The sequence below is a fragment of the Edaphobacter sp. HDX4 genome (genome assembly GCF_036877565.1).
Lineage (GTDB): Bacteria > Acidobacteriota > Terriglobia > Terriglobales > Acidobacteriaceae > Edaphobacter.
Genome location: NZ_JAEDXW010000015.1, coordinates 91,907 through 117,451, shown reverse-complemented (window position 1 = coordinate 117,451; position 25,545 = coordinate 91,907). Strand labels below are relative to the sequence as shown.

Below are 25,545 nucleotides of genomic sequence, written 5' to 3'. Positions count from 1 at the left end.
CCCACAACTGCGTTCGGAGACCTATGCTCGATATTCTTGCCATTGCCGCGCATCGTGACGACGTGGAGCAGACCTGCGGCGGAACGCTGCTGGCCATGCACGCACGAGGATGGAAGACCGGCATCCTCGACCTGACGCAAGGCGAGTCGGGAACGCGTGGCACAGCCGAGGAGCGGAGAGCCGAGGCGGAAGAGGCGGCTCGCATTCTGCATGTCAGCCATCGCGAAGCACTCGACCTTCCCGACGGCAATGTGGAGAATACGCTGCAAAACCGGATCAAGATCGCCGGCGTCTTGCGTCGCCTTCGTCCTCGCGTCGTCATACTTCCGTACTGGGCGGGTCGTCATCCGGATCACTACACAACAGCGACGCTCGGTTACGAGGCGTGCTTCGTCAGCGGTCTCAGCAAGGTCGAGATTCCCGCGAACGACTTACCGCCGCACCGGCCATATAAGATTCTCTACGCCTCGCTGTATGCCGATGTGCGCCCCTCCTTCGTCGTGGATATCACGCCTTACGTGGAGCAGCGGCTGAAGTCCCTGCTGGCGTACCGCTCGCAATATGGAAATCACGCCGCCGGCAGCGGTCTGTTTGTGCCTGAAGAGGACATACGCGAGCGAACATTCGCGACGGCGCGCCACTATGGCCTATTGGGGGGCGTGCGATATGGGGAGCCGTTTGTGCAGAAAGAGGTAGGGCTGGTCGACGACCTGATGCTGCTGCCGGTGCAGTCGATCTAAACTTGCTGCGACTCGTTCAGGGCTGGCCAGGATGATCCTTTGCTTCGTCCTTTCGAGAGCTCACCTGACCATATCGGACCTACTGTCTGGGGCTGCAGCGATGACCCGGTTCTTCCCTTCCCGTTTGGCCCGGTAGAGAGCTTCATCGCTGTCTTCTACGAGCGTCTGCCATTGCAGTCCTGAGGTGTGGGACGAGGCGACCCCAAGGCTGGCCTGAGTCTGAATAATCTCGCCACGATATCGGATTGCGAGGTCGTAGATCTCTTCTCTCATTCTCTCGGCCACAAGGATCGCCTCTTCGAGAGAGCTCTCCGGCAGGAGGATACAGAACTCATCCCCGCCGATCCTTGCTACAGAATCGCGCGCCCGAACCGTCTCCTGCAGAACGCCTCCGATGGCTTGAAGGACGATATCTCCGCAACCATGTCCTTTGGTGTCGTTCACAGACTTCAAACCGTCAAGATCCATCATCACCACAGCCAGCGATGCGCCTGTCCGGCGACAATGCTGAATCTCGCGGAGGGCGGTACGCTTGAGAGCCCACCGGTTAAGGAGTCCGGTGAGATCGTCGAACTGGGCTCGCCACAACAGTTCTACACGCAACTTGGCTGTCGAAAGCGACATGAAACCGAAAGCCGTGGCTGCAGTGGTCAGAAGGCAGGCAAGCAGCCATATGGTAGCCATTCGCCCGAGATCGGGCGCGGTAGCGGTTCGCACGCCATCGGTGCTGATAATAGCCCGCACAAAGTAGAGAAAGGCGTAGGCACCCAGGGAGAGGCTGGTGAGCCGGCCCAAGGGTTTTACCTCCTCATCGGAGAACTTGAAGACCAGAAGCGCTACAAGTGCGTGCAGAATCCCCAGCACAAGTAGCAAGAGCACAGCCGGGAATCGGGACTGCGATGGGAAGAGGATGAAGTAGAGAAGGACGCAGGCGACGCCCGCAGCAAGACTGATCTGAGCTGAGCGGATGATCATCCGTCGCTCAAGCAGTTCCGCAAAGCTCTGGTGGAGCAGCAAAACACCCGCCATGGATAGAACCCCGCTGGCGGCCTCGACAGAGTGGGTCGGCTCAAGATGAAGCCAACTTACCCCCACCACAAGCATGCCGCTCCCGCGGCAAAGATTTGCACCTGCGAACCACACAGCACCTCGCAGGCCTCCAACAACTCTGGCGTTGACCAGCATGACGCCCGCGCACAATGCGAACATCAACACGTTCGCAAGAACCAGTGTCGTCGTGTCCATCGTACCCGCCATTCCCGTTTCTCCCCGGGACACTCATTGCGCTACACGACTCGGCCGATGACCAAGAACAGGCTGGCTTTTCTGGTAGCCCCATGCCGCCTTGTTCCCCAACGACTGTCGCCTCAAACTACTGAACGCCGAGCATAAACCTAGAGAATGAAAAACCCAAGATGAATTTGAGGAGGAAGTTACCTATCGATCCGGAGATGGGACCTGACAAAGTTCAAGATTTCGAACGTCATGTATCTGGGTGGGCGAATTGCAAGGACGGGCGTTCCCGCGATGAGCTTTAGAGATATCCCCTTCCACTCGGGCCGTCCCAGCACTCCTTCGGGAACGAGAACCGCGTCCGCTCGATCAAGGAAGAGACGCGCTGAGTCCTTGAAGTCCTCAACAGTGGGATCGAGGACGCTAAGGTAAAGGTCTGGACGAAGAAAGCGAAGGATGCTGTTGGATTCGATCACTGCGTTCCGGCAGCCTGCGAGTTCCTTGCGAATGCGGGGCATGGCTGCCGCCAGATCTCCGGTTCTCGTTCTCACCCATAGGGATCGAAGGGCTCCAGCTGCTAAAAATCGAGAGGAGTCCGTACCGCTGGTTGCGTCTCTCTCTTCGGTCACGGCGAGAGCGTGTTCGGCAGTGTCACAGTCGCAGGGTTCCCCATTGGCGGAGCACATTCCGTGACCGAACTGGGTGATCTTGAACGCAGTCCACTGCATCTCCGGCATCTGCTGGATCAGGCCTTCAACGATGCTGGATTTTCCGATGTTCCGGGAATGCCCGCCCACGACCACGACTGCCATGCCACACCTTCCATCTCCGTTTACGCGCTGCGGCGTTTGAGTCGTGCCAGATCGCGGAGATACTCCTTGAGCGGCCGCGCGGGTCTTCCCCAGAAGACCTCTCCCGGCCCATGCATTTTTTTGCCGCTCAGGACGCCTGCTCCACCCCCTAGAATGACACCTTCGCCGACAGTCGCATGTTCGCCTATCCCAACCTGGCCACCGAGGATCGCCCCGTCTTCCACGATAGAAGAGCCGGAGATTCCAGTCTGCGCGGCGATTACGACGTTCCTGCCGATCCTGCAGTTATGCCCGATATGAACCAGATTGTCGATCTTCGTTCCCGCGCCTATACGGGTCTCTCCCAGTGCCCCGCGGTCGATCGTTGTATTCGCTCCGATCTCGACCCGGTCTTCAATCGCGAGACGCCCCTGCTGCGGGAAGAGCAGGTACTCTCCAGTCTCTTGGTTGCGAGCGTATCCGAAGCCGGCGGAACCAAGCACTGTGCCTGCCTGGACGACTACTTGATCTCCGAGAGTGACGCCGGAATAGATCGTAACCCTGGCGTCGATGCGGCAATCTGCACCAATTCTGACGCCAGCCTCCACGACGACTCCAGGTCCGATAGAAGTTCCAGGCCCGATGACCACATCTGCTCCGACGATAGCTGTGGGATGAATGCCAGCGCCGGTGCTTTTTCCCGCCAGCCGTTGCGCGACCAGCGAGAAGGCATACCGCGCATCTCGAACCCAGACAACCCTCTCGTCAGCAGGACTTGCGTCCGGGTTGCGCAACTTCTCATTCGCGAGGATCAGGCCGGCGGAAGATGAAAGCGCAGCGCCGAGGGAGGCATTGTCGGTCGCGAACACCGCCGCGTCGTTGCCAGCGGACTCGATAGCGGAGACACAGAAGATCTCGGCGTTGCGTCCGGGCGGAAGAGCCGGCGAATCCCCAAGCCATGACACGATCTCGCTCAAACTGGCCATCTCAGTAGATCCCCTCTTGTCCCACAGGTCTTGTCTTCCATCGGCGATGCATCCATAACCACTGATCAGGATAACGCCGAATGTATGCCTCAATCGCAGCGGTAAATGCCGCCGTGTTTCTGAGGGCATCTGCTTCAGGGTCTCTTGAGCACTCGACCGCGAGTTCTTCACCAAAGTGAAGCACATACTTCTGTTCGGTCTTCTCCCACAGCAGAAATCCCGGCACAACCGCAGCACCGGTCTTTGCAGCGACTCTTGCCATACCACTGGCGGTGCAGGCCTGCACCCCGAAGAAAGGGACAAAGACCCCCTGCGGTGGCGTCATGTTGGTGTCCATCAGAATCCCAACGGTCTCGCCATCCCTCATGGAGGCGATCAAGCCACGAGCAAATTCATCTTTATGGATCACCCGGTTGCCATGCATGCAGCGGATTCGGTTAACGAAGCGATCGACAAGAGGATTGTCGAGGCGACGGATGACCATCCCCATCGGATACCCCATCAAGGAGTGATAGAAGCTCGAGAGCTCCCATGCTCCAAGATGCCCGGTTAGAACCAGCACTCCTTTGCCCCGGTCCCGGGCGCGGAGATAATTTTCGAGTCCCTCATAACGAATGAATGTGCTTGCCTGCTGGGGCGTGTAGCGCGGCATGAGGCAGAACTCGGCCAGCAGATAGCCAAGATTACGGTAGACCTGTTTCAGAATCTGCTCGCGACGTACCGGCACCATGTCCGGAAAGGCAAGTTCGAGGTTCTTCAGGCCGACCTGACGAAGACGAGCCAGCGCGAGGTATGCGACCTCTCCGATGGCTGCGCCAGCTCCTCGTGCAATGCTTCGCGGCAGCGACCCGAGCAGACGGACAATCGCATATACAAGCGCAAATTCCACCCTCTCGCGAAGACTTGCGCCTGAGGTGGGCAGATCTCTTTCTATGGCGTCGTTCAAGACATCAGTCTAAATGCCTCTGAAGATTTAGGAAAAAGAGAAGGCGGCCTGCACGGCCGCCTCCTCATAACCTGCGCTTTCGGCCTACTTATCGTCCGCACGAGCGGCAACAAAGTATTTCGCCACGGTGCGCACAAAGGGACGAGCTTCCTCGGGAGTAGCCTCGTTGCCCTTGAGAATGGTCTCGAACGGAATAGCGTTCCCATAGATGACGCGTGTGTCTTCCTGGTTCTGCGAGAGCACTGTACCGTCAAGATCAATGCCGGCGAAGAGTCCCTTGCTGCGTGAGTAGGTCAGGAGCTCAGCGTTCATCTTCCAATCGGTTCCGGCCTGTGCATTCCGTCCCACGGGTCCGGCAGAGGCTGCAGCATCGGCGCCGATCTTGAACTTGTTCTTCAGCATGTCCTGCATGCCCTGCTGGTTCATAGCAACGATGATCAGGTCCGTAGCCTGGCCGCCGATCTGGAATCCGAAGCTTCCGCCAGCAAGCTGGACAAAGACCGGAGCGCTCCATCCACGGGAGGTGCGGCAAGTCGCCACACCCTGACCGTACTGGGCACCGACAACGAAGGCTGCCTTCATGAAGCTGGGGATCACAGCTACACAGCTGGCACCTGAAAGGATGGTTTCCGGGATTCCTTTGTCAGGAGCGGCCATAATCTGGGTCACCACAGCCTGGGCGTCCTGAAGTCTCTCTACTAATTTGGCCTTATCGCTTGCAGCAAAAGCCACCGTTGAACCTGCCGTCATTGCAACTGCACACGCAATCACAGACAAACGCTTCATCCATACTTCCATCTTCACGAACCTTCTTTCTGTTCAGGGCGCTTACCAAGCAAATCGCCTATTTCCAATAGGATATTGGATGGCCTGTGCAAAAGCACCGTTGCTCTCTGCCCCCATCGGCCCCAGAACAAAAAAATGGGGGTTGTAGAGAAGTGCCTGAATCGTCAGGCGCGCTCTCTACAACCCCTCTCCCAGGTCTGTGTTGCTTAGAAAGAGATTGCCTGACGAGGCGGGTATCTACAACGGTACGGAGGTATATAGACCTTCGCGTGAGATTTTATTGCCGATAAACCGCATGGTTACAGTTGTTTATCGACCAGATTCCGGTTGACTGCCTGAACACTGAGGGCGATGCGATTATCGACCCCCATCTTGCGCATGAGGCGGCCCACGTGGGCTTTCACTGTGGCCGCATCGATGCCCAGAGCCTCGGCGATATCGCGGTTGGGCCGGCCGGCGACCAGCAGTTGAAGGACCTGGGTTTCGCGTTCGGTGAATTTCGGCTCAGGAGTGATGTTCCTTCCTTCACCGGCAGAGGCCTCAAGCAGGCGGGCCAGTACTTTGCGAGGAGCCCATACGGAACCGTCACGGACGATCTCAACCGCCATCCGGATCTCATTCTCCCGAGCGGTGTGGGCCAGATAGCCTTTCACTCCCGAGCCAATCACTTTCTGGATGTAATCGTGATCTTCCTGCAGACCTATGACAATCAGACGGATATGAGGGCGCGATCGACGGAAGGTTTCCACCAGTTCGAAGAGGTGGTCCGTGCATGCAGCATCGATGAGAACCAACGATACGCCTGATGCATCGAGTGCACCTGGTCCGGCGACTGGAAGAACCTCTACGGAGCCGTTTTCTGCCACGATGGTCTGCAATCCCAGCATTCGCAAGGGATCGGTGGCGATCAGCCCGATACGGAACGGCTCGTCCTGCTTAGTGTCTGTCATGGCCTCGAACAACTCGACAATGAAAGGGGTCGGGAATGCGAATCTCTTTAGATGGCGATTCTAAAGAAAGAGAGACATCAAAGAGACATCGCTTGGACGGGGCCCGAGGGTGCTAAAGCTTAGGTAAAACGATACCCTGCTGCTTCTGATACTTGCCTTTTCGGTCCGCGTAGCTGATCTCGCATGGCTCATCGGACTGGAAGAAAAGAATCTGGCAGAGCCCTTCATTTGCATAAACTCGCGCCGGGAGCGGGGTCGTATTGGAGATCTCCAGGGTGACAAAACCCTCCCACTCCGGTTCGAAGGGAGTAACGTTCACGATAATGCCACAGCGTGCGTAGGTAGACTTTCCGACGCAAATGGTGAGCACATCGCGGGGAATCTTGAAGTACTCAATGGAACGCGCCAGCGCGAACGAGTTTGGAGGAACGATAACGCTGTCAGAAACAACCGTCACGAACGACCGCTCGTCGAAGGCTTTGGGGTCAATAATGGCGCTGTTAACGTTAGTAAAAATCTTGAATTCATCAGAAACCCGCAGATCGTATCCATACGACGACAGGCCGTATGAGATGACGCCCTCTCGGACCTGCTTTTCACTGAACGGAGAGATCATTCCGTTTTCTTTCGCCTGTTCGCGAATCCAACGGTCGCTTTTGATGGCCACTCGGCTCTAGTTCCCTTCTTCTTCTTTCTGGGTGAAAAAATTGTTCGCTTAACAATTTATCGCGAGTGCAGGCCGCTTTATGGCAAAATAGGCGCGGCGGTCCGCAGGCACAATTGCATCATTAGATTCTTCATCTTACGGTAGCGATCTGTCGTTGACAACCGGGATTCAAATTTCTACTATCACGTTACTAAACCAGGTCCGTATCACATAACATCGGCATTTCCAAAAATCTACAGCCCAAAGGACGGCGGCCCAGAATGATAAAGCAGGACTTAATACAAAGGGTTGTTGAACGCACCGGCCTTCCGCGTACAAAAGCAGAGGCTGCGGTAGACGCTATTTTCGAGAGTATGAAGCAGACGTTGGTCGCTGGCGACCGCATCGAACTTCGCGGGTTTGGCGTATTTACAGTCAAGCCTCGAAAGACAGGCATCGGGCGCAATCCGCGTACCGGCGCCGAAGTTACGATTGCACCAGGTAAGGCCGTACGCTTCAAGCCCGGCAAAGAATTGCATCTGCTGAACTAGCGCTGCCTGGACCTCTGGCACGTTGAGCATCGAGAGAGTTCCAGCCTGGAAGGTCTAACATCCGTGCCACGGCATGGAGGTAGCTTTAGTGGCCCTGCAAAGGTTAAGGGCTGATATGGCTGCTTTCGTGCCGAGGCGATCATCCATGTCTGCACATCGATCTCTCTTCTGTTCTTCCCTTACATCAGGTGCAGTGCGTCTACGTCCACCACCAGATTGCGGCGTGGGATCTCGCGCCTTTCAGCGAAACTGAGCATTGCGCGGAGCGCTTCGCTCGATGCCTTTCTGGTCTCGCCCTTCAGCACAAAATGATAGCGGTAGATTCGCTTCAGGCGCGAGATGGGCGCTGCTGCCGGTCCAAGCACTCTCACCTGCTCCAGATGAGTGGCCTGAAACCAACGGCCCAGTTCCGACGACCAGCCCGTCGCCTCTTCCAGCTTCTCGCTTTGCACAACGACATTGGCGAGGACGGAGAAAGGCGGATAGTGCATCCAACGGCGGTACTGCATCTCTTTCGCTACGAATCCGGGGTAGTCGTGCTCGGCTGCGAACTTAACAGCATAGTGATCAGGATGGTAGGTCTGCACCAGGACCTTGCCTGGAAGTTCTCCTCTTCCTGCGCGACCCGAGACCTGCGTCAGCAACTGAAAGACGCGCTCCGCAGCACGAAAATCAGGGAGTCCAAGGGCAAAATCCGCGCCGACCACTCCCACAAGCGTGACGCCATGAATGTCGTGCCCTTTGGCGATCATCTGCGTTCCGACCAGCAGGTTGATCTCACCCGCATGGAGGCGCGCCAGAAGCCGCTCCATGTCGCTTCGGCCACGCACGGTATCACGATCCATCCTGCCGATGCGGGCATGCGGAAAGATCTCCTGCAGCCGTTCTTCACCCTGCTGTGATCCGGCTCCCAGAAAGTACAGGTGCTCACTCTGGCACTTCGAACACTCCTTCGGCACGCCGCGTCGAAAGCCGCAGTAGTGGCACTCGAGGCGCTGACCGGGTTGTGCGATTGCGTCATTTCCGGTGACGGGCTTGTGGTACGTCATCGAGATTGCGCAGTTCTCACACTCGATCTTCTCGCCGCAACTCCGGCACATCACCACAAAGGAATATCCCCGGCGATTCAAAAGAATGATCGCCTGCTCCCCGCGAGCGATGGTTGACTCCGTCTCTTCGATCAGACGACGCGAAAAGATCTGCTCCCGGCCCGTCTCACGAAACTCGTTGCGCATGTCAACAAGCTCGACAGCAGGCAGCGGCCGGTTCGCCACACGGGTACGCATCTCAATCAGGGCGTAGCGTCCCTTCTCTGCATTCGACCAGCTTTCGAGAGAGGGGGTTGCCGACCCCAACACGACGACGGCTCCGTTAAGCTTTGCACGCATCACAGCTAGGTCGCGGCCATGGTACCGGGGCGTCTCTTCCTGTTTGTAGCTTCCGTCGTGCTCTTCGTCCACGATGGCGAGACCCAGTTGCTTGACCGGCGCAAACACCGCCGACCGGGTTCCCACGACCACTCGCGCCTTCCCTTGGCGGATGCGATGCCACTGCTCCGCTCGCTCATCCGGCGTGAGTTGCGAATGTAAGAGCGCCACTTCATCCCCGAATGCAGCGACAAGTTGGCCCGTCATCGCCGGGGTCAGCCCGATCTCCGGAACCATCAGCAGCGCGGACCTTCCAGCATCAAGTGCACGGCGCATCGCAGCGAAATATACGGCCGTTTTACCGCTTCCGGTTACACCATAGAGAAGGTGCGGAGAGAACGCGCCCTTTTCCATTGCCGCGGCTATGGTCCCAAGGGCCTCCATCTGCGTTTCATTAAGTGCATGCTCGTGGGCGTGCTTTTTGCCGTACGGAGAGACTCCGCCATAGTGAAAGGCCTCTGCGACCTCCTCCACTTGCACAATGTCGCGACGCACAAGCGTCGCCAGTGTGGAATCCGGAACGCCCGCGCGGGACAGAGTCTCTTTCAAATCCCGCACGCGCATGCGGCCGCCGACAGCAGCCAACTCCGCCAGAATCGCCGTCTGGTTTGCATTCAGCTTCGGCAGCCGGAGCCCCTCCACCAGAATCGCTATCTTCTCCATGCGGCGCGCATCCCGCTCTTCCGCAACTGCCTCACGCACCAGCCACTTTTTGCGAACGATACCTTCGAGGAGAGCCTTATTCGCTCCTGTAGCCGAGCGTAATGCGGATGCCTTAGCCGGCTCTCCGCCCTCGAGGTAGTTCAAAATGGCATACTCTCGGTTCTGTTCTTCGGGGCTAAGCTTCGAGCGCCGTGAAGCTCCCTTCGCCGCACCCTCGTAGAGTATCTTTCGGCCTACATCGGTGATTCGATACAGGAACTGCCGCCTAACCTCCGCACTCAGGGGAAGCATGCCGCGCAGCACCTCACCCAATGGAGCGACATAATACTGCGCGATCCATCGCGCCAGTTCCATCAGGTCATCTGGCAGCAGAGCCGAATCGTCAAGAATCTGCTGGATCGGCTTAATTTCGAAGTCTCCCACAGGCGATTCGTCATGTACGCGCATCACAACGCCCATCAGCTTCTGGCCACTGAACGGGACCAGCACCCGCGCACCTATAGCCGGAACCGCTCCATCCACCTGATAGGTAAAGATTTGGTCTAACGGAACGGGAAGCGCGACATCGCAAAACCGAGGCATCTATCCAGCTTATCCGGTTGAAATGTAATTCGCAGACCCGAAGCCGCCTTCTGATGAACAGGCCACTCCTAACACCTCAATTGCATCCATCAGTGGGACAGTTCAAAGTCTGCACACCAGGGCCCCCGGAATTACGGAACTCATTCCGAGTCTCCGTCAGCTTTCTTCCCCTTCGTGGGGTTCACCTGCCTCCCAACCACCGCCAGCTAAGCGGATACCTCTGCTGATGCACACGCATGGAGGCATCTGGATGGAAATCACTCGTTCAAGCAGGTCAACTGTCTTCCTGATCTTCCTTGTTCTTTTGTCGCCGGGACAGGAACTCTATGCGGAGCCCATCGCACAGTTGCTTGAGGCCTGGCCGCATATTCCCAACCCCAATGCGGCCACCATCGCAGAAGCGACGGACGGCACAGAATATACTTCGACTGCCGTCTATCAGATCTACGACAACATTGACCCAGGCACAGCTGTGAGCGCCGGGACAGGCGAAAAGATGAGAGCCGGAGTTGTATCTCTATCTCTAGCCATTGCCGCGCCGACCGCAGGAGCTTTTTCTATAGGAGTAGATCCGACGCCGGTCCCTGAATCGCCAACCCTGCTCCTCATCGGCGTGGGTCTTATCGTCTTCGCAGAGTTTCAACTTCGGCGATCCGCAAAGAGACCTATCAGCAAAGGTGATGGATTCGCTCCATCAGCAAGTCCCCGCCCAGATGCAGAAAAGCCGTGATGCCGTGGTTCTGAGCGAAGTCCAGAAGGACGATGGCGGAGGAAGGCGAGTCAGACCATTCCGTCGTAAAAAGGAAACAGCCTCCTCGTTGGAGGCCGCTTCCCTTTACTTCCCTATCGATTGAAGAGATCGTCGAAGAGTCCTCGCAGGCCACCTTTTCCCTGAGGAACATATTGAGACCCGGCAAGATCAGACTCCGTAAACCCAAAGACGAAGAACTGGTTCGGGTTGGAACCCGCAACTCCGCCGTAGTCCTGCAGGAAGTCATTATCGTTTGCTACCCAGAGCGTATGGACAGTCCTCCCGTTCTGCTTCACATCCGGGCCGAAGGCAAGTCCTTCGAGCTTGGCCGGGACTTGGGCTGGGATGATTCCGTTATCTCCCAGGACCTTCACAATATCCAGGAATAGTGTCTTGGGAACAGCAACAGTTGCAGCGGTGTTGCCATCCATGCCGGTGATATCGGTTGCATTATCAATGTCGATCTTGAACAGCTGCTTTATCTTGGCTTTGCTTCCGTCACCCAGGCCCTTACCATCGCGCTCATCGACCAGAAATTCATGGTCGTTAAGGGCCACGATATCGCTCACACCACTCCCAGTCGTCAGCAGATAGCCGTACTCGTGCACAGTTCTGCCCGATGCGATATCAATGAGCGCCATTCGCAATAGGTTCGCTCCCGCACCACCGGCGTTCGAATCCTCAATCGTTGCGGTCTGCAGTATTCCCAGAAGTTTCCTGCCATCCGGCGTGATCGCCAATCCCTCCATACCCTTGTTCGGAACACGGCCTGTCGAATTTGCTGCCAGCTCGCTATCCGTCGTTGTTGCTGGATGAGCTACGTCGAAGCCGTTTGGCGGATTGAAGGTTCTAATACGCTCTCCCGAGCCGCGCAGGAACTGGTACACATAGGGTCCATACTCATCTGAGATGAAATAGGTCAGCCCATCATTTGAGAGCCTGATGCTCTCCGGGTCCAGCCGTGCATCGCGCACATCTCCCGAGCTACGGTTGGGGTCGAAATTATCGGATCGACCAGTGAAGTAATTTCTCAAAAACGTATTCTGCTTCGGTCTTCCTGAAGGCACACCATATGCGGTGCCGTCACCGTAGACAAGAGGCAGTGGGCTGGCCAGCAGGGTTGTATCGACCAGCTTCGGGGAGATGGTAAAGGGCAGGCCGGTCCCCGTATTCTTCTCAAGGTTCATCCGAATTGTCTGGACTCGCGGAATATACGAAGCAGTGTCGTCGATGGCGGAGTTATAGGAGACGGCGTTCGGGCCGCGGTCCGGCACCGAGAGAAAAGTATCTCCTGAAGCATACGCAATTCCTGAACCAAGACCACCCAGCAGATTCGCCGGAACTCCGTTCTCCAATGTCCCGTTCAGCCCCGAGAGATCCTTGTAAGGACCTGCAGCCGAGCTTGTCAGTGTTCCCTTCGCAAGTAGAGAGACCTGCGCCTGTGCCGGCATCAGCGCACTACCGCACACCAATGCCATAGAAATCTGCAAAAATACTTTTCTCATCGAAGTTTGTTCTCCTGAGTTCCGCTCAGGTTAAAAACAGATCAATGCATGGATGTGAACGAATGATGAAAATGTATTAAATGCAAAAGACTGCGCATCACACGCAGTCTTTTGTTTCGGTAGCGTCTCCTAGGCGGGCGTCTGCGAGGAGATCAGTAGCAAGCTCACGCTGTCGTCCGTCGTCCTCTTATGCGGAATCATTCGCGGCACAAACAAGTAATCGCCCTTCCTAAGGACGACCGTCTTCGCGCCTTCGCTTTCTGGAGCCAGCCACTCACCCGGCTTGGTCTGATGCGCGCCTTTTGGTGTCCCCCCCAGCTCATATTTCGTCTCGCCGTCAAGCACCTGGAAGACGTGGTCCCTCGTTGCATGCCATTCGAACTCCTTGGCAGCTTTCTTGGTCTCCTCACTGAGAATCATCAGCGTTCCTGGTGTTGTTAGCAGGTTTTTGGTTCCATGCTTCGCCTGCACTCCATTCAGTTCGCCAGCCATCTCTGTAGCTGTGAATACCTGTACTCCCGGCCCATCGGACTGCCCCATAGCTGATGAGCCTGCGGTCGAAGCACGAAGCATTGTGTCGGCTAGAGGAGAGGCGACCACTGCGGCGATAGGAGCCTTTAGTAGAAAGTTGCGGCGTGTCTGTTTGTTAGCCATGCTCAAGAGTGAATCACAACCGGCCATGGCTGCGCTACTGACCGTCTGCGTCCCTGATATCCTTCCCGCATGAACAGGCTTTTCCTTCTCCCCTTGGGTAGTGCACTGCTGCTGCTCTGCGGATGTAACAGCCAGCGCTCCAGTAAGCCTGACGATCCCAACCTGGCGCCGCAGACTGCTACTCTATCCACCGAATCTGCGGCGTCCAGCCAGACCTTTGACTACTATCTGCTGAACCTTTCGTGGTCACCCGAGTATTGCCACTCTCATCCCACTGCGACGGAATGTGCTCAGCACCCGACCTTCGTACTCCATGGCCTGTGGCCAGAAAAGAAGGATGGAACATACCCGGAGAACTGCAGCAATCTTCCGGGCCCCGCCGATCCCTCCCAGTACAAAGATATCTATCCTGACGCTGGACTCCTCCAGCACGAATGGAAGACGCACGGCACCTGTTCCGGACTTTCCCCTGATGGTTTCTTCAACCTGGCGCGCGCGAGCTTTTACTTCATTACCATTCCACCAGAGCTCGCCAATCTCCAGAAACAGGTTTCGATGCCTCCGGACAAGATTCTTGAACTGTTCACGGCAGCGAATCCGTCCTTTACCTCCGACAAGCTCGCCCTGAGTTGCGGGAACAACTACCTCACTGCCGTAGAAGCATGCATCGACAAGGAGGGTCATCCCACCAAGTGCGGTGAGCTCAAGTCCTGCAGGGCAAACAGCGTTCGCATTCCACCACCGCAATAACGATGGAAGAACAGAGGCAATCTTTTATCTCCCAGGTCCACGCGCCGGCCACAGCCATCTTCCCTGGGTCATCGCATTTGACATGAATACTCGGCGATTCTGGCGATTAACCTCGCGCAGGAGCTTTGAGGCCCATCTCCTTCATTACCATCTGTAGATCCTTCCACGCCTCGCCTTTCTGTCGTGGATCACGCAGCAGGAATGCAGGGTGATAGGTCACCACTAATTTAGCCCCCCGGCAACTGTGCCAGTTGCCACGTAGTCCGGCAAGCGACTGCTTAACACCCAGAAGATAGGTCGCGGCAGTCGCACCCAGAGCAACAATAACCTTTGGTTGTACTATGTCGATCTGGCGCAGAAGGAACTGACTACAGGTATTGGCCTCGACGGGTTCGGGCACGCGATTAGCAGGAGGCCTGCACTTGACGATGTTGGCAATGTAAACCTGTTGTCGCTGTATGCCCATCGCCGAGATCATATTGTTCAGTAGCTGCCCAGCCTTGCCAACGAAGGGAAGGCCCTGTGCGTCCTCATCGGCTCCCGGTCCCTCCCCAACAAACATAAGCCGTGCATTAGGATCTCCGTCGGCGAACACGATCTTCCGACGGCCCGCATAGGCAAGCGGACATCGCGTGCAATCCCCGATGTCTTCCCGCACGATTTCGAGGGCCGCGGCTTTGTCCGAAGCGGCTAAACGCACCTCCGGCAGAGGCGCAAGATCATTGAAACTGATTAACTTAGGAATTTCAGACTCCGAAGGCTGCGTTTTCGGGGGAGGCGTTACCGCAATGGGCTGCAATTTTGATTGAGCAGGTTTCGATACGACAACTGCTGACGGCTGCGGAGCTCGTTGGTCCGAACCCGATGCGAATCCGACTGCGGGGCCGCCTTCAGAAAGATCGAGCGGTTGGGAAACCGGATCAGGCACGACTCCGAGATCCGGCTCGCATCGGCGATAAAGATTGTAGATACCCAGGTCGCGAAGGTATTCGACATAGGCACGTAACTGCTGCTCCGCCTCTCCTGCCATCCTTATATGCTACCGCGTGCGCCCGCGAGAGCGAGTCTCTAATGAAGATGCGGTTCCGGTTGCTTTGGGAGCATGAACTTGACGAATCCCTGCTCGATCTCATCCTGCGCCACCCGGCAGGCTTTGCTTGACTTGGCATTGATCAAAGGAGGTGCTCCCGATTGCAGTTGCCTTGCCCGACGCGCGGCGCCCTTCACCAGACTGTACTTATTAACAAATGTAGTTTCGTCCGTCATGATTGCTCCTCTCTTGTCGTCTGACTGTACCTCAGCCCGTGAAATCTGCACCAGAAAATTAGTGGTGGAAATCTGGTTATTGTTCTCCAAAGGCTTCCAAGACAGCCTTCAGCCTGGGAGAAGCCGCGTCGGTCCTGCAACTGCGGGCCACGGATTCGTATTCCACCTCGCCGCGCTCATAGAGAACAATGCCGCGCATCTCTGCAACGGCATTTTCCAGAACATCGTTTACCAGAGCGTATTCATACTCCCAAACACGCTTCAGCTCGTTTTTAGCGCCCGCCAGACGTTTTTGGATGACTGACTCATCCGTCATCTTTTCGGCTGCACTCCGATTTTTCAGGCGCTGCTCCAGAATCCCGGGACTCGGGGGAAGGATAAAGATCGATACAGCCTGGGGCATCTTCTTCATCACCTGCAGTGCCCCTTGCACATCGATGTCGAGCAGCAGGTCCCTGCCCAGATCTTTGGCGTGTTGCAGCGCTGAGGCGGCGGTTCCATAGTAGTTTCCGAAGACCTCGGCCCATTCCAGAAAGTCGTCCGCTTCTACCATTCGCTCGAACTCTTCGCGGGTAGTGAAGTAGTACTCGCGCCCGTTCTCCTCAGATCCACGTGGTGCCCGGGTAGTGTAAGAGATGGAAAAGTCCAGTCCCTCGACCAGGGTTCGAAGTTGTGTGACCAAAGTCGACTTCCCTGAACCGGAGGGCGCTGAAATGATAAAAAGAATTCCCGCCATCGAGCCCCTAAGTTTTCGTGTCTTGAAATCTTTGTCAGTGTAAACGCTTCTACTCCAGATTCTGCACCTGCTCGCGCGCCTTCTCGATCTCAGCCTTGATCTCCAGGCCCAGCTCGGTGATGCGCAAGCTGTTGTCCCCTGCAGCGGCACTCGTCTTGGAGAGCATCGTGTTGGCCTCCCGATTGAGTTCCTGTAGCAGAAAATCCATGCGCTTGCCCAGCTCTCCTCCCGCGTCGAGCATGCCAATGAATCTGTCAATATGCGTCTTCAGACGCACGATCTCCTCCTCGATATCGCTCTTTTCCGCCAGTACGGCTGCCTCCGAAAGAATCCGCTCTTCGCTGACAGGCCCCGCTGAAGTGAGTTCCATCAACCGGGTGCGCAGGCGCTCGAATTGAGCCTCGCGGACACCGTTTCTTAGGCCTGCCATCTCGTCAGCGAATGTCTTCAGACGCTGCATCGAGCCACGCAGTTCCGAAGCCAACATAGCGCCTTCCTGAGCTCGAGCTTCATTCAACTTTTCGATTAGCGATGGCATCACTTTCATCACGGCCTGATCCAATTCCGGGATACCGTCGGAACCGATGTTGGTTTCAACGCTCATGACACCAGGAATCCTTAATAGAGAGTTGAGATCGGGCTGGGAGGGCAGGTTATAAAGCGCAGATGCCTGGCTGAATGCCGTTACATAGACTCCCAGAAGATCCGTATTGAGCTGGATCTGCGCACTGGTCTTGCGCTCCACCTGCAGGATGACCTCAATATGTCCACGCTTAAGCGCCTCTTTGAGAAAGCGGCGTAGCTGGATCTCCAGCGAGTCGCAATAAGAAGGCAGCCTCAGATGCAGATCGAGAAAGCGATGGTTGACGCTTTTGATGGCGATGGAGAAACCGACGCTCTCATCTGAAGCGCTTGCTGCGCTTGCAAACCCTGTCATTGAATAGACGATGCTCAAGAAAATCCCTCCAACTCAGCCGTCTGCAAAGGAGTTTCGCTTTCCACTGCAAGCGGACTCTCTTGTCCAAACTGCAGGTCATATAGTCTTCGATAGGTTCCCGAGTTTCGCATGAGTTCATCATGCGAACCGGTCTCAGTGATCTTTCCGTTTTCAAGCACGACGATTTTGCTCGCCCGGCGCACCGTAGATAGGCGATGCGCAATAACAAAGACGGTTCGCCCCTGCATAAGATTGGCCAACGCTGCCTGAACGAACTGCTCGCTCTCAGTATCGAGAGCACTGGTTGCCTCGTCGAGAATGAGGATAGGCGCATTCTTCAGGATGGCCCGGGCTATGGCTAGCCTCTGGCGCTCTCCTCCGCTTAGCCTCAGGCCTTTCTCACCGATGCGAGTGTTGTAGCCGTCCGGCATCTTCGAGATAAAATCATGCGCCAATGCCATCCGTGCGGCTTCTTCAACCTTGCTCATGGAAACATCCGGCTGGCCGTATGCGATGTTGTTTCTTACGGTGTCGTTGAAAAGAACGGTCTCCTGCGTAACTTTGCCAATCTGTTCGCGCAAAGATGCGATCGTGACATCACGAAGGTCATGACCGTCGATGACAATTCTGCCCTGATTTACATCGAAGAAACGCGGGATGAGATTGACCAGAGAAGATTTACCAGCGCCGCTGGGCCCCACAAAGGCAACCACTTCTCCAAGCTTGACGTCGAGATTGATCTCATGGAGAACCTGTGCGGTGGTGCCGTCATCCGTCACATAACCAAACCCCACGTTCTCAAACCGGATTCCCTTCTCAAACCCGCGAAGAACGAATGCCCGACGCTTTTCGCGGACGTCGTCCTGTGCATCCATGAATTTGAAGATGTCTTCGCTTGCTCCGAGTGCCTGCTGGAAGCTGTTATAGAACAGAGCGAACTTTCGGACCGGATCATAGAGGGTAAAGACGGCTACCAAGAATGCAATAAAGGAGCCGGCCGTCATCTCATGCTGCCGAATCCGATCTCGGCCGAGCAGTAGAAGGAGTGCGATTCCAACCGATCCCAAGGCATCCATCAGGGGAGAGCTGATGGCCTGAACGCTGACAGATTTGAGATTCGCCCGGAAGAGCCTTCGCGCGGCCTTCCGGAACCGATTCATCTCCCAGAGTTCCATTCCGAAGGCTTTGACGATCCGATTTCCAGTAATTGTCTCGTGAAGGATGTTCTGGATCTCCGCCAGTTTGTCCTGTCCCTTGCGTGTGGTCTGCCGAACGCGTCGGCCGATGCGCCGCGCCGAAGATATAACGACCGGAACAAACAGAAGAAGAACCCATGCAAGTTTCCCTCCTACAACAACGACCACTCCTGCGGTGAACAACAACGTGAAGAGCTGCTGCAGCGAATCGCCCAATACGCTGGACATGGCGTACTGTACCCGCTCGATGTCGTTGATCAGCGTCGATAGAAGAGTACCTGTGGAATGCTTCTGAAAGAAGGCGACAGAGCGGCGAAGCACGGCGTCATACAGATCGTTCCGCAGGTCTGTGATCATGCCGAAGCCGGCATAGTTCACGAGATAGGTGCCAAGATAGTCGCAGACGGACTTCAGGATGGCAGAAACAACCAATGCATAAGCCACGACGGTCCAGGCGTTATGGAAGTGGCTGGGAACCAGGAACTGCAGGTCGAGCACACGACTGACGTGGGGCAGATGAAACATCAGCACGTCGCGTGATTGTGCGTTCGGGCTTAAGACGTTATCGAAGATCGGCTTTACCAGAAGGATGCGGAATGCTGCCATCGCTCCCACCGCTGCCATCAACACCACAGAAGCAATCAGATGGAGGAGGTAAGGCCTCACATAAAGCAGCAATCGCCATATACGCTTCAAGCCGCCACTCTCCCACTCCTCGAACTTCCAAGCATGGTTTTATTTTAATCGTTAGGAACTGAGAATGCCCGAGGATAGACCTAGCGCGGCATGTCCCGATGCGACGTTTTTACCCGGTACCCCGCCGCCTCAAGCCGATTCTTCATCTCCTCTGCGATGAATACGGAGCGGTGCTGTCCGCCGGTGCATCCGAACGCGACGGTCAGATAGCTTTTACCTTCTTTGATGTAGTGCGGCAGAAGGAACTTCATCAGATCCGTTGTGCGATCAAGAAATTCAGCGGTCTGGGGAAAATCGCGCACGTACTTCGCCACCTTGGAATGTTTGCCCGTCAGCTTACGGAACTCCGGTACAAAGTGCGGATTGGGAAGAAAGCGGACATCAAAGACGAGATCGGCCTCAGCAGGAACACCATTTTTGAAACCGAAGCTGTTGGACGATATGGTGAGATTGCGATCGTGCTCGTCACGCTCAAACTGTGCTCCGATATGGGCTCGAAGATCGTGCACGGTGAACTTCGTGGTATCGAGGACGATGTCGGCAACATTACGAATGGGGTCCAGACGCTTGCGTTCGGCACGTATGGACTGAATCACAGTATCCGTACGGCCCATCGGATGGGGACGTCGAGTCTCTGAAAACCGGCGAATCAGAGCGTCATCGCTTGCCTCAAGGTACAGAACGCGCGTGGGGAGAACTCTTCTAACGCGTTTGAGAATGGATGGGAATTCATCGAGCCGCATCCCTTCCCTGACGTCGACTACGAGGGCAGCGCGCTCGATCTCCGCTGACTGGCGGACCAGATCAGCAAAGCGAGGCACCAACTCGAGTGGGAGATTGTCTACGGAATAAAAGCCAAGGTCTTCAAAGGTCTTGAGGGCCGATAGTTTCCCGGAACCCGACAGGCCGGTCAGAATCACCAGCTCCTTGCTTCGCGCTTTCGCGGTCTTTGGCTTCGTAGACTTGCTCGATTGCTTCCGGGGCATGACTGGAATCGTAGCACCAGTCGTGCCCTCGGAATCAAAGCTGGCGGATCCTCTCACGGAACCTCAATCAGCTCCATTTTGCCATCGCGCTTGCGGTGCAGGACGAGCGCCTGCCCTCCATGATCGCGGAAGACAAAAACCTCGCGGTCCCGAAAGGCTGCCTCCTTGACTGCCTCTTCGAGCGACATGGGACGAAGAGCCACCCCATCACTTGAGCGCACGAGATGCGGCTCAGCCAAAGGAGTCTCGGAAGGAAAGGAGTGAACCAGCATAGGGACGACCTTACGCGAGGATCCATTCGTGCCGGTGGTACTCTTTGGAAGCGGCTTCACAGCGGCAACACCATCATCTTCGGGCGCTGCAAGTGCCACCTGTCGGACCCCATCCTTCGCGTGTCGTTTGATCGTTGTTTTTTTCTTCTTCTGGCGTATGGCCTGCTTTTCGATCGCGGCCAGAGCGTCCCGCACTGCCATCTCCATATCGGTCGCTTCACAGGTAGCTACCAGTTTCAGGTTTCGAGTCTGCACGGTCAATTCCGCTATGCGGCGGTATTTCTCCGTGGTGAGGATTACGTGCACACTGCCCGCACCTCCAAGGATCTTTTCGATGCGCGCAATTCCTGCTTCGGTCTGGGCTTTTATCTTTTTGGTGATTGTTGTCTGTCTACCGGTGTAATCCAGATTCATTGCAGTACCTCTTGTGCAACATCTTACGCCGGTTCATCGTACCCGGCGCTGATGGGTGCTCGGAATCTGCATGTCCTCACGGTACTTCGCTACTGTTCTACGGGTGACCTGGATTCCCTGTCGCTGGAGTTCAGCAGCGAGCTGGTCGTCTGTCAGGGGCTTGCGAGAATCTTCCTCTTCGATAAGCTTCTTGACCTTGCGCTTCAGAAGAACGAGAGGAAGGTCCCCTCCCTCGGGTCCGTTTACTCCCTCCGAAAAGAAAAAGCGGAGTTCGTAGACGCCTTGTGGTGTATGCACGTATTTGTTAGCTACTGCGCGGCTGACGGTGGATGGGTGGACGCCGATCTCCTCGGCTACTTCCTTGATCATCATGGGCTTCAGAGAATCCACGCCCCGTTCCAGGAAGTCGGTCTGCCGTCGCACAATGACCTCACAGGTTCGTACAATTGTGTTCTTTCGCTGCTCAATATTCCGGAGAAGCTGAATCGCCGACTTGTAGCGCTCCTTGACGTACTCCCTTACCTCTTTTTCGGTTTGCTTCTCCTGCAGCATGCGGCGGTAATTGTGGTTCAGCCGCAGCGCGGGCATGTCTTCTTCATTGACGAGAACGACATACTGGTCGTCCCGCTTCACAAACGCAACGTCTGGTTCAATGAGCCGGGTCTCAGAGTGGTTGTATCGCTGGCCCGGTCTGGGCTCCAGCGATCGAATAAACTCTACCGCGGCCTGCACCTCTTCGGCGGAGCACCCGCAGCTTCTTGTAAGTTCACGCATATCCTTCTTCTGTAGAAGGGTTAGGCAGTTTTCCACGATGTAGGCCGCTGTCGTAAATACATCACGTCGTTCTGGGAGACCAGCCTCGGAGTCTTCGGTTTTTGACTCACTGCGAGGCGCTGCGAAGTCCTTCCGCCGGCGCAGCATTAAGGCTGCCTCATTCCGCCGGGCTGCTATCTGAATAGACAGACACTCGCGCAGGTCACGCGCGCCAACTCCCACGGGATCGAGGTTGCTGACGATAGTTCGAGCCTCGCGAATCGTTGAGAGTAGCGGATCGGGCTGTTCCGAAGCTGCGATTTCAAGGCTCCGCAGGTCCTCGATTGCCTCAGCCGCCGTTCCCAGTTCATCTGCAGATGCGGAGTTATGGCTTTGAGGCGTGTGGAATGGAATAGGTGGTGTTGCACGGGGCTCGAGTAGCTGCGAAAGTGATTCCGCAAGCTCCTCATCCGTAGCCGTCAGATAGCCGTTTTCATTCAGATTACCGATAACGAGCTCCGCAGCAGCACGGAGGTCCAATTCAAGATTGAGCGAACCAAGCTGCCACAGCAGATGGTCGCTCAGTGTGCTGGGCTGGGAGAGAAAACTCTCAATTGAGGGTTTGTCATATTCTTCGAAGTTAGAACTGGTTCGAAAGCCCGGGTCGAGATAATCCTGGAAGTAGCTCCCAAAATCGATCTCGTCGAAAGGATCTTTCTCTGCACGCTCACCTTCAGCCGCTACCTCCTCGGCAGAACGCTCCCGATCGCCTTCGATGCCGGCCCGTTCTTCGAGCGGAAGACCACTCTCCTCAATCTCCTCGAGAACCGGGTTCTCGATGATCTCGGTGTTGATCATCTCCTTGAGCTCCAACTTGTTGAGCGCAAGCACACTGACCATCTGCACCAGCCCGGGAGTAAGCACCTGGCGCTGAGAGACTTTCAGATTGAGCTTGGGTTGCAGGAGCACGTTAGCGAATCCTCGTAGTTCTTATCACGATGTGGGATGGGATGGGCGGTTTCGACTCTCTTGATCGGTCAATTTGACCGGGCCGAACCTCCAGATCATTAGTCTACACGCTGCAAACTCATTGAAATCCAGTCTATCGCGGGAGACGAGCGGATGCGCTCTCCATGGGATACACCACGTTTACAACGGAAGTTGTATCAACTTTCAGTCCATCGAGAATTTTTCTCCCAGGTAAACCTTACGGACTTCGGGATCGCGGCCGAGATCTCCCGGAGTGCCAGCTCGGAAGATCTTGCCTTCATTGATGATGTAGGCTCGATCCGTAACTGAGAGTGTCTCGCGCACGTTGTGATCTGTAATCAACACTCCGATCCCGGATCTCTTGAGACCGAAGATGATCTCCTGCAGATCGATCACAGCTATGGGGTCGATACCTGAAAAGGGCTCATCCAGAAGGATGAAAGCCGGATCGATGGCAAGACAGCGAGCGATTTCGACACGTCTGCGCTCACCCCCGCTGAGAGCATACCCGCGGGTCTTCCTCACGTGCGAAAGGTTGAGCTGCTCGACAAGCTTCTCGGTGCGAGTTCTTCTGGCTTCCCAGCTTAAAGATTGAGTTTCCAGCACAGCTAGAATATTGTCTTCGACCGTGAGTTTGCGAAAGACAGAGGGTTCCTGAGGAAGGTAGCTGATGCCACATTCGCGCGCACGAAGATACATCGGAAGGCGTGTAATTTCGTTGCCATTCGCCATTACTCTACCGCTGTCCGGCCGTATCAACCCGACGATCATGTAAAAGCTGGTAGTTTTTCCGGCGCCGTTAGGGCCAAGCAGACCTACCACCTCTCCCTGCTCTATGTTCAGACTTACGCCTCGTACTACCTGGCGACCGCCATACGACTTGCCGAGCTCTTCGGTCGATAGCGTCTTCATCACTTTCTCTTCACCCGCGTCTCCGTGCGCACTCTGGGTCCATTCCTCTCCTGATCTCCATTAGAAATCACCACACTCTCATCCTGTTGGCGAAATCGAAGTTCTCTCCCGGTGACCACACCCTGTATGGGGTCGATCACTTTCGGCGGCTGCTGCTCCGTACCGGTAAGAACATAAACTCCGTCGCTGGTGGTATAAACCAGCCGCTCGCCTGTCGCACGTCGTCCCTGTTGCTGAATCTGAAGATCGCCTTCGATCACAACGCGATCGACCGCTCCAGATGGCAAACCGGAATTTTGCGATTTTGACATGTCATCTCTTTTTCCCTGTGCTGGCAGGAAGTAAGCTGTCGCCTGCTGCCCAAGCATGACACCGTCCGCACTTTCCACCCGAACCTTACCCGTAAACCTGAGGGTGCGCGTCTCGTCGGAATAGACCATCTCATGACTTGCGATGCGGACGACAGTAATTTTGGGTGTTGAGTTCCCAAGCAGCCCATGGCCTTCCTCGCCATGGGCTGGCGAACTTACCAGAACCGTATGGACTGCCATTGCCGTACTGCGAGCTTCGCTTCGTGCCGTCAGCGTGTGTTTATGACGATCGAACTGAAGGGATGGGGCCTGCAGCTGAAATGCCCCCTGCCAAAGACGAGCAGGTCTGCTTGCGGACCCGTAGAAGGTTGCGATGTCCGAGCTTTTCTTCAGATCCGCCTGCTCAGCGAGGACATGCAGCAGCTCCGCAGTATTGTTTTGTCGATAGTTCACCTTGATGGAACCTTCGGCGCTTGCATCTCCAGATCTCTGATCCATCTCAACCCGGTCCGCCCACAGGGTGCCGTCAGCATTTTGCAATTCCACAGCCCCGATCAGCAACATCCTCTGAGTTCGACCATCGTAGGTCGCTCTCTGGGAGCTTGCCCTATCGTTTTCGGAGTTTGCTACCATCGCGCCGTGTGGCTGTGCTCCACGAACGAGGATTACATGGCCCTGCAGCAAGGCGTTCTTAATCTCATCACCTCCGCCAAGGGAGAGGCCTGTGCTTCTAGACCCTGTTTGCGACGGTTGGAAGGTGACGTCGAGGCTGTCACCAGAAGCAGTCTGATCTAACTGCTGTCCGTTTCTTTGTTCGAGCGCGGCGGCCCCGTCGCTCTTGATTTCAATCAGCCGGCTTTGCCCGTCTTCGCGACGAAATCGCGCTGTCAGCGCCTCTCCTTTGATCGAATTGGTTTCCGTTTCATTTCCCTTTTTGCCAAGACCGGTCGATTGAAAACGGGCGTTACCGTTTGCGTTGACCTCTTGCAGCCACGTTTTGTTCTCTGGAGTGACGCCCAGGGCAAGCGCAACCTTATCGGCTCTGAGTTCCCTACCAGTCGTCCCACCGGAGGGCTGTGCAGAAACTGAGTGTTCGAGAAGATGAACGGATCCATTGAAGACCGCCCGTGTCAGGCGACCTTGGCTATCGAAGGTCCCGCGAGCCTCTGCTGCATCAGCACTTGCCTGATGGGAAACGTCCACAGCACTGTAGTGAACACTACCTGTCAGCACTACAGAGTCGGGTTTACTTGATTCACCCAGAAGAACCTCGCCACGTTGTGAAGAGATCTTCGATCCATCACTCGACGCTATGATGACTCCGCGTTCGCCAAGGAGACGTTCTGTGGATCCATCTTTACGTAGAAACGCTGTTGCGAGCTGAGCTTCAACGGTCTGCCTTAACGCATTCTGCTTACCATCGCTGTCTATGGTCACGAACCTTGCCTGGGTAAGCACAACCTTACGATCCGAGCGATTCAATTCGCCACGAGTGGCCGTCAGCGCGACTGGTTTCCCGTGCTCCAACCCGCTTACCTGGATGGCCGAATGCAGCAGAAGGACGCCGCTGTCGGTGTTGTAATCAGCGCCGATGGCATGTCCCGTCAAACCGTTGTACTCGAACTCTATCGGCTGATCTGTTGCAGCGACACCTAGCTTTTGCAGATAAACAAGACCGCTGGTTTTGACATGAATCATGCGCGGATCTTTCATGTCTTTTTCATGTATGTCTGCGATCTCCGGCGCCTTCTGCTTGCTTACCGTACTTGAGGTGTCTGCGGGAGCCTGTAGATCGAGGTGGACCTCGCCCAAAGCCCGTACCACACCTTCACCCTGATCCAGTTCGAATTCTTTACCATAAATGTGATCAGTCCGATTTTGCTGTTCCTCTCCGCGTCCATAAACCGTAATACCGACGTCGTGCAGGATGTACTTGCCATCTTTATGTTGAATGGCTTTCGCCGCGTGAACAGTGAAAACTGTTCTTCCTTTCACAGTCTGCGACCAGGTGAAAGAATTCGTCTCCTGCCGGATATCAGCACCCAGCTTGCGAGGAAGTTCGGCAAGAAAACGATGGGCTCGATAGTGAGCGAACACAAGAAAAGTTGCGATCAC

General features: G+C 55.8%; 24 protein-coding genes. 4 read left to right on the top strand and 20 right to left on the bottom strand.

Translation table 11 applies throughout. The annotated features are described in order from the left end of the window. Positions 1 to 23: 23 nt before the first annotated feature. A complete protein-coding gene (gene bshB1, locus JAO29_RS15225) occupies positions 24 to 740 on the top strand; it encodes a bacillithiol biosynthesis deacetylase BshB1 (RefSeq protein WP_334269092.1) in 717 nt (238 codons plus the stop codon). A gap of 60 nt (positions 741 to 800) precedes the next feature. Here the strand turns inward: bshB1 and JAO29_RS15220 are convergent, their stop codons facing one another. The 7 genes from JAO29_RS15220 to dcd all read right to left on the bottom strand — a co-directional run bounded on the left by JAO29_RS15220 (position 801) and on the right by dcd (position 7,099). Then, positions 801 to 1,997: a GGDEF domain-containing protein gene (locus JAO29_RS15220; RefSeq protein WP_334269091.1), complete on the bottom strand. Its 1,197-nt coding sequence runs from the start codon at positions 1,995 to 1,997 to the stop codon at positions 801 to 803. A 176-nt stretch (positions 1,998 to 2,173) separates the two neighbouring features. After that, positions 2,174 to 2,785 (bottom strand): hypothetical protein, encoded by a 612-nt coding sequence (locus JAO29_RS15215; protein ID WP_334269090.1) that lies wholly within the window; start codon positions 2,783 to 2,785, stop codon positions 2,174 to 2,176. A gap of 20 nt (positions 2,786 to 2,805) precedes the next feature. Next, on the bottom strand, positions 2,806 to 3,750 hold the full coding sequence (lpxD, locus tag JAO29_RS15210) for a UDP-3-O-(3-hydroxymyristoyl)glucosamine N-acyltransferase (protein ID WP_334269089.1): 945 nt from the start codon (positions 3,748 to 3,750) through the stop codon (positions 2,806 to 2,808). A 1-nt stretch (position 3,751) separates the two neighbouring features. Then, positions 3,752 to 4,696, bottom strand: coding sequence for a lysophospholipid acyltransferase family protein (locus JAO29_RS15205; RefSeq protein ID WP_334269088.1), 945 nt, complete (start codon positions 4,694 to 4,696; stop codon positions 3,752 to 3,754). 84 nt (positions 4,697 to 4,780) lie between these two features. Continuing rightward, positions 4,781 to 5,482 carry a lipid-binding SYLF domain-containing protein gene (locus JAO29_RS15200; RefSeq protein ID WP_334269087.1) on the bottom strand — a complete coding sequence of 234 codons (702 nt, stop codon included), beginning with the start codon at positions 5,480 to 5,482 and terminating at the stop codon, positions 4,781 to 4,783. Positions 5,483 to 5,781: 299 nt separating this feature from the next. Continuing rightward, on the bottom strand, positions 5,782 to 6,432 hold the full coding sequence (locus JAO29_RS15195) for a helix-turn-helix transcriptional regulator (protein ID WP_334269086.1): 651 nt from the start codon (positions 6,430 to 6,432) through the stop codon (positions 5,782 to 5,784). Between the two features lie 112 nt (positions 6,433 to 6,544). After that, complete coding sequence (gene dcd, locus JAO29_RS15190) at positions 6,545 to 7,099, bottom strand: dCTP deaminase (RefSeq protein WP_334269085.1); 555 nt, start codon at positions 7,097 to 7,099, stop codon at positions 6,545 to 6,547. 260 nt (positions 7,100 to 7,359) lie between these two features. Here dcd and JAO29_RS15185 point away from each other — a divergent pair, with 260 nt between their 5' ends. Beyond that, a complete protein-coding gene (locus tag JAO29_RS15185) occupies positions 7,360 to 7,629 on the top strand; it encodes an HU family DNA-binding protein (protein ID WP_022844174.1) in 270 nt (89 codons plus the stop codon). 179 nt (positions 7,630 to 7,808) lie between these two features. Here the strand turns inward: JAO29_RS15185 and priA are convergent, their stop codons facing one another. Beyond that, positions 7,809 to 10,301, bottom strand: a complete 2,493-nt coding sequence (gene priA / locus JAO29_RS15180; RefSeq protein ID WP_334269084.1) for a replication restart helicase PriA — start codon at positions 10,299 to 10,301, stop codon at positions 7,809 to 7,811. Positions 10,302 to 10,551: 250 nt separating this feature from the next. Between priA and JAO29_RS15175 the strand changes: the two genes are divergently transcribed. Further along, positions 10,552 to 11,031 (top strand): hypothetical protein, encoded by a 480-nt coding sequence (locus JAO29_RS15175; protein ID WP_334269083.1) that lies wholly within the window; start codon positions 10,552 to 10,554, stop codon positions 11,029 to 11,031. 113 nt (positions 11,032 to 11,144) lie between these two features. On the opposite strand, the gene JAO29_RS15170 is transcribed toward JAO29_RS15175, so the two are convergent. After that, complete coding sequence (locus JAO29_RS15170) at positions 11,145 to 12,530, bottom strand: esterase-like activity of phytase family protein (RefSeq protein WP_334269082.1); 1,386 nt, start codon at positions 12,528 to 12,530, stop codon at positions 11,145 to 11,147. A 156-nt stretch (positions 12,531 to 12,686) separates the two neighbouring features. Next, positions 12,687 to 13,211: a cupin domain-containing protein gene (locus JAO29_RS15165; RefSeq protein ID WP_334269081.1), complete on the bottom strand. Its 525-nt coding sequence runs from the start codon at positions 13,209 to 13,211 to the stop codon at positions 12,687 to 12,689. A 69-nt stretch (positions 13,212 to 13,280) separates the two neighbouring features. Between JAO29_RS15165 and JAO29_RS15160 the strand changes: the two genes are divergently transcribed. After that, positions 13,281 to 13,961, top strand: a complete 681-nt coding sequence (locus JAO29_RS15160; protein WP_334269080.1) for a ribonuclease T2 — start codon at positions 13,281 to 13,283, stop codon at positions 13,959 to 13,961. Between the two features lie 106 nt (positions 13,962 to 14,067). On the opposite strand, the gene JAO29_RS15155 is transcribed toward JAO29_RS15160, so the two are convergent. From JAO29_RS15155 to JAO29_RS15110, 10 genes are all read right to left on the bottom strand, one after another. Further along, a complete protein-coding gene (locus JAO29_RS15155) occupies positions 14,068 to 14,991 on the bottom strand; it encodes a uracil-DNA glycosylase (RefSeq protein WP_334269079.1) in 924 nt (307 codons plus the stop codon). Between the two features lie 38 nt (positions 14,992 to 15,029). Beyond that, on the bottom strand, positions 15,030 to 15,317 hold the full coding sequence (gene rpoZ, locus JAO29_RS15150) for a DNA-directed RNA polymerase subunit omega (RefSeq protein ID WP_334269078.1): 288 nt from the start codon (positions 15,315 to 15,317) through the stop codon (positions 15,030 to 15,032). After that, the gene (gene gmk / locus JAO29_RS15145; RefSeq protein ID WP_334269077.1) at positions 15,304 to 15,963 is read right to left on the bottom strand and encodes a guanylate kinase; all 660 of its coding nucleotides are present in this window, start codon (positions 15,961 to 15,963) and stop codon (positions 15,304 to 15,306) included. Before gmk ends, rpoZ begins: the two co-directional genes overlap by 14 nt. 49 nt (positions 15,964 to 16,012) lie before the next feature. Further along, positions 16,013 to 16,918, bottom strand: a complete 906-nt coding sequence (locus JAO29_RS15140; protein WP_334269076.1) for a YicC/YloC family endoribonuclease — start codon at positions 16,916 to 16,918, stop codon at positions 16,013 to 16,015. Beyond that, positions 16,915 to 18,792 carry an ABC transporter ATP-binding protein gene (locus tag JAO29_RS15135; protein ID WP_334269075.1) on the bottom strand — a complete coding sequence of 626 codons (1,878 nt, stop codon included), beginning with the start codon at positions 18,790 to 18,792 and terminating at the stop codon, positions 16,915 to 16,917. The genes JAO29_RS15140 and JAO29_RS15135 overlap by 4 nt, the downstream gene beginning before the upstream one ends. Before the next feature lie 80 nt (positions 18,793 to 18,872). Next, positions 18,873 to 19,778 carry an RNase adapter RapZ gene (gene rapZ / locus JAO29_RS15130; protein ID WP_334269123.1) on the bottom strand — a complete coding sequence of 302 codons (906 nt, stop codon included), beginning with the start codon at positions 19,776 to 19,778 and terminating at the stop codon, positions 18,873 to 18,875. Positions 19,779 to 19,831: 53 nt separating this feature from the next. After that, positions 19,832 to 20,464, bottom strand: a complete 633-nt coding sequence (gene hpf / locus JAO29_RS15125) for a ribosome hibernation-promoting factor, HPF/YfiA family (protein ID WP_334269074.1) — start codon at positions 20,462 to 20,464, stop codon at positions 19,832 to 19,834. A gap of 33 nt (positions 20,465 to 20,497) precedes the next feature. Beyond that, positions 20,498 to 22,186, bottom strand: a complete 1,689-nt coding sequence (rpoN, locus tag JAO29_RS15120) for an RNA polymerase factor sigma-54 (RefSeq protein WP_334269073.1) — start codon at positions 22,184 to 22,186, stop codon at positions 20,498 to 20,500. A 204-nt stretch (positions 22,187 to 22,390) separates the two neighbouring features. Next, positions 22,391 to 23,119 (bottom strand): LPS export ABC transporter ATP-binding protein, encoded by a 729-nt coding sequence (gene lptB / locus JAO29_RS15115; RefSeq protein ID WP_334269072.1) that lies wholly within the window; start codon positions 23,117 to 23,119, stop codon positions 22,391 to 22,393. Further along, positions 23,119 to 25,545, bottom strand: a complete 2,427-nt coding sequence (locus JAO29_RS15110) for an LptA/OstA family protein (protein WP_334269122.1) — start codon at positions 25,543 to 25,545, stop codon at positions 23,119 to 23,121. The genes lptB and JAO29_RS15110 overlap by 1 nt, the downstream gene beginning before the upstream one ends.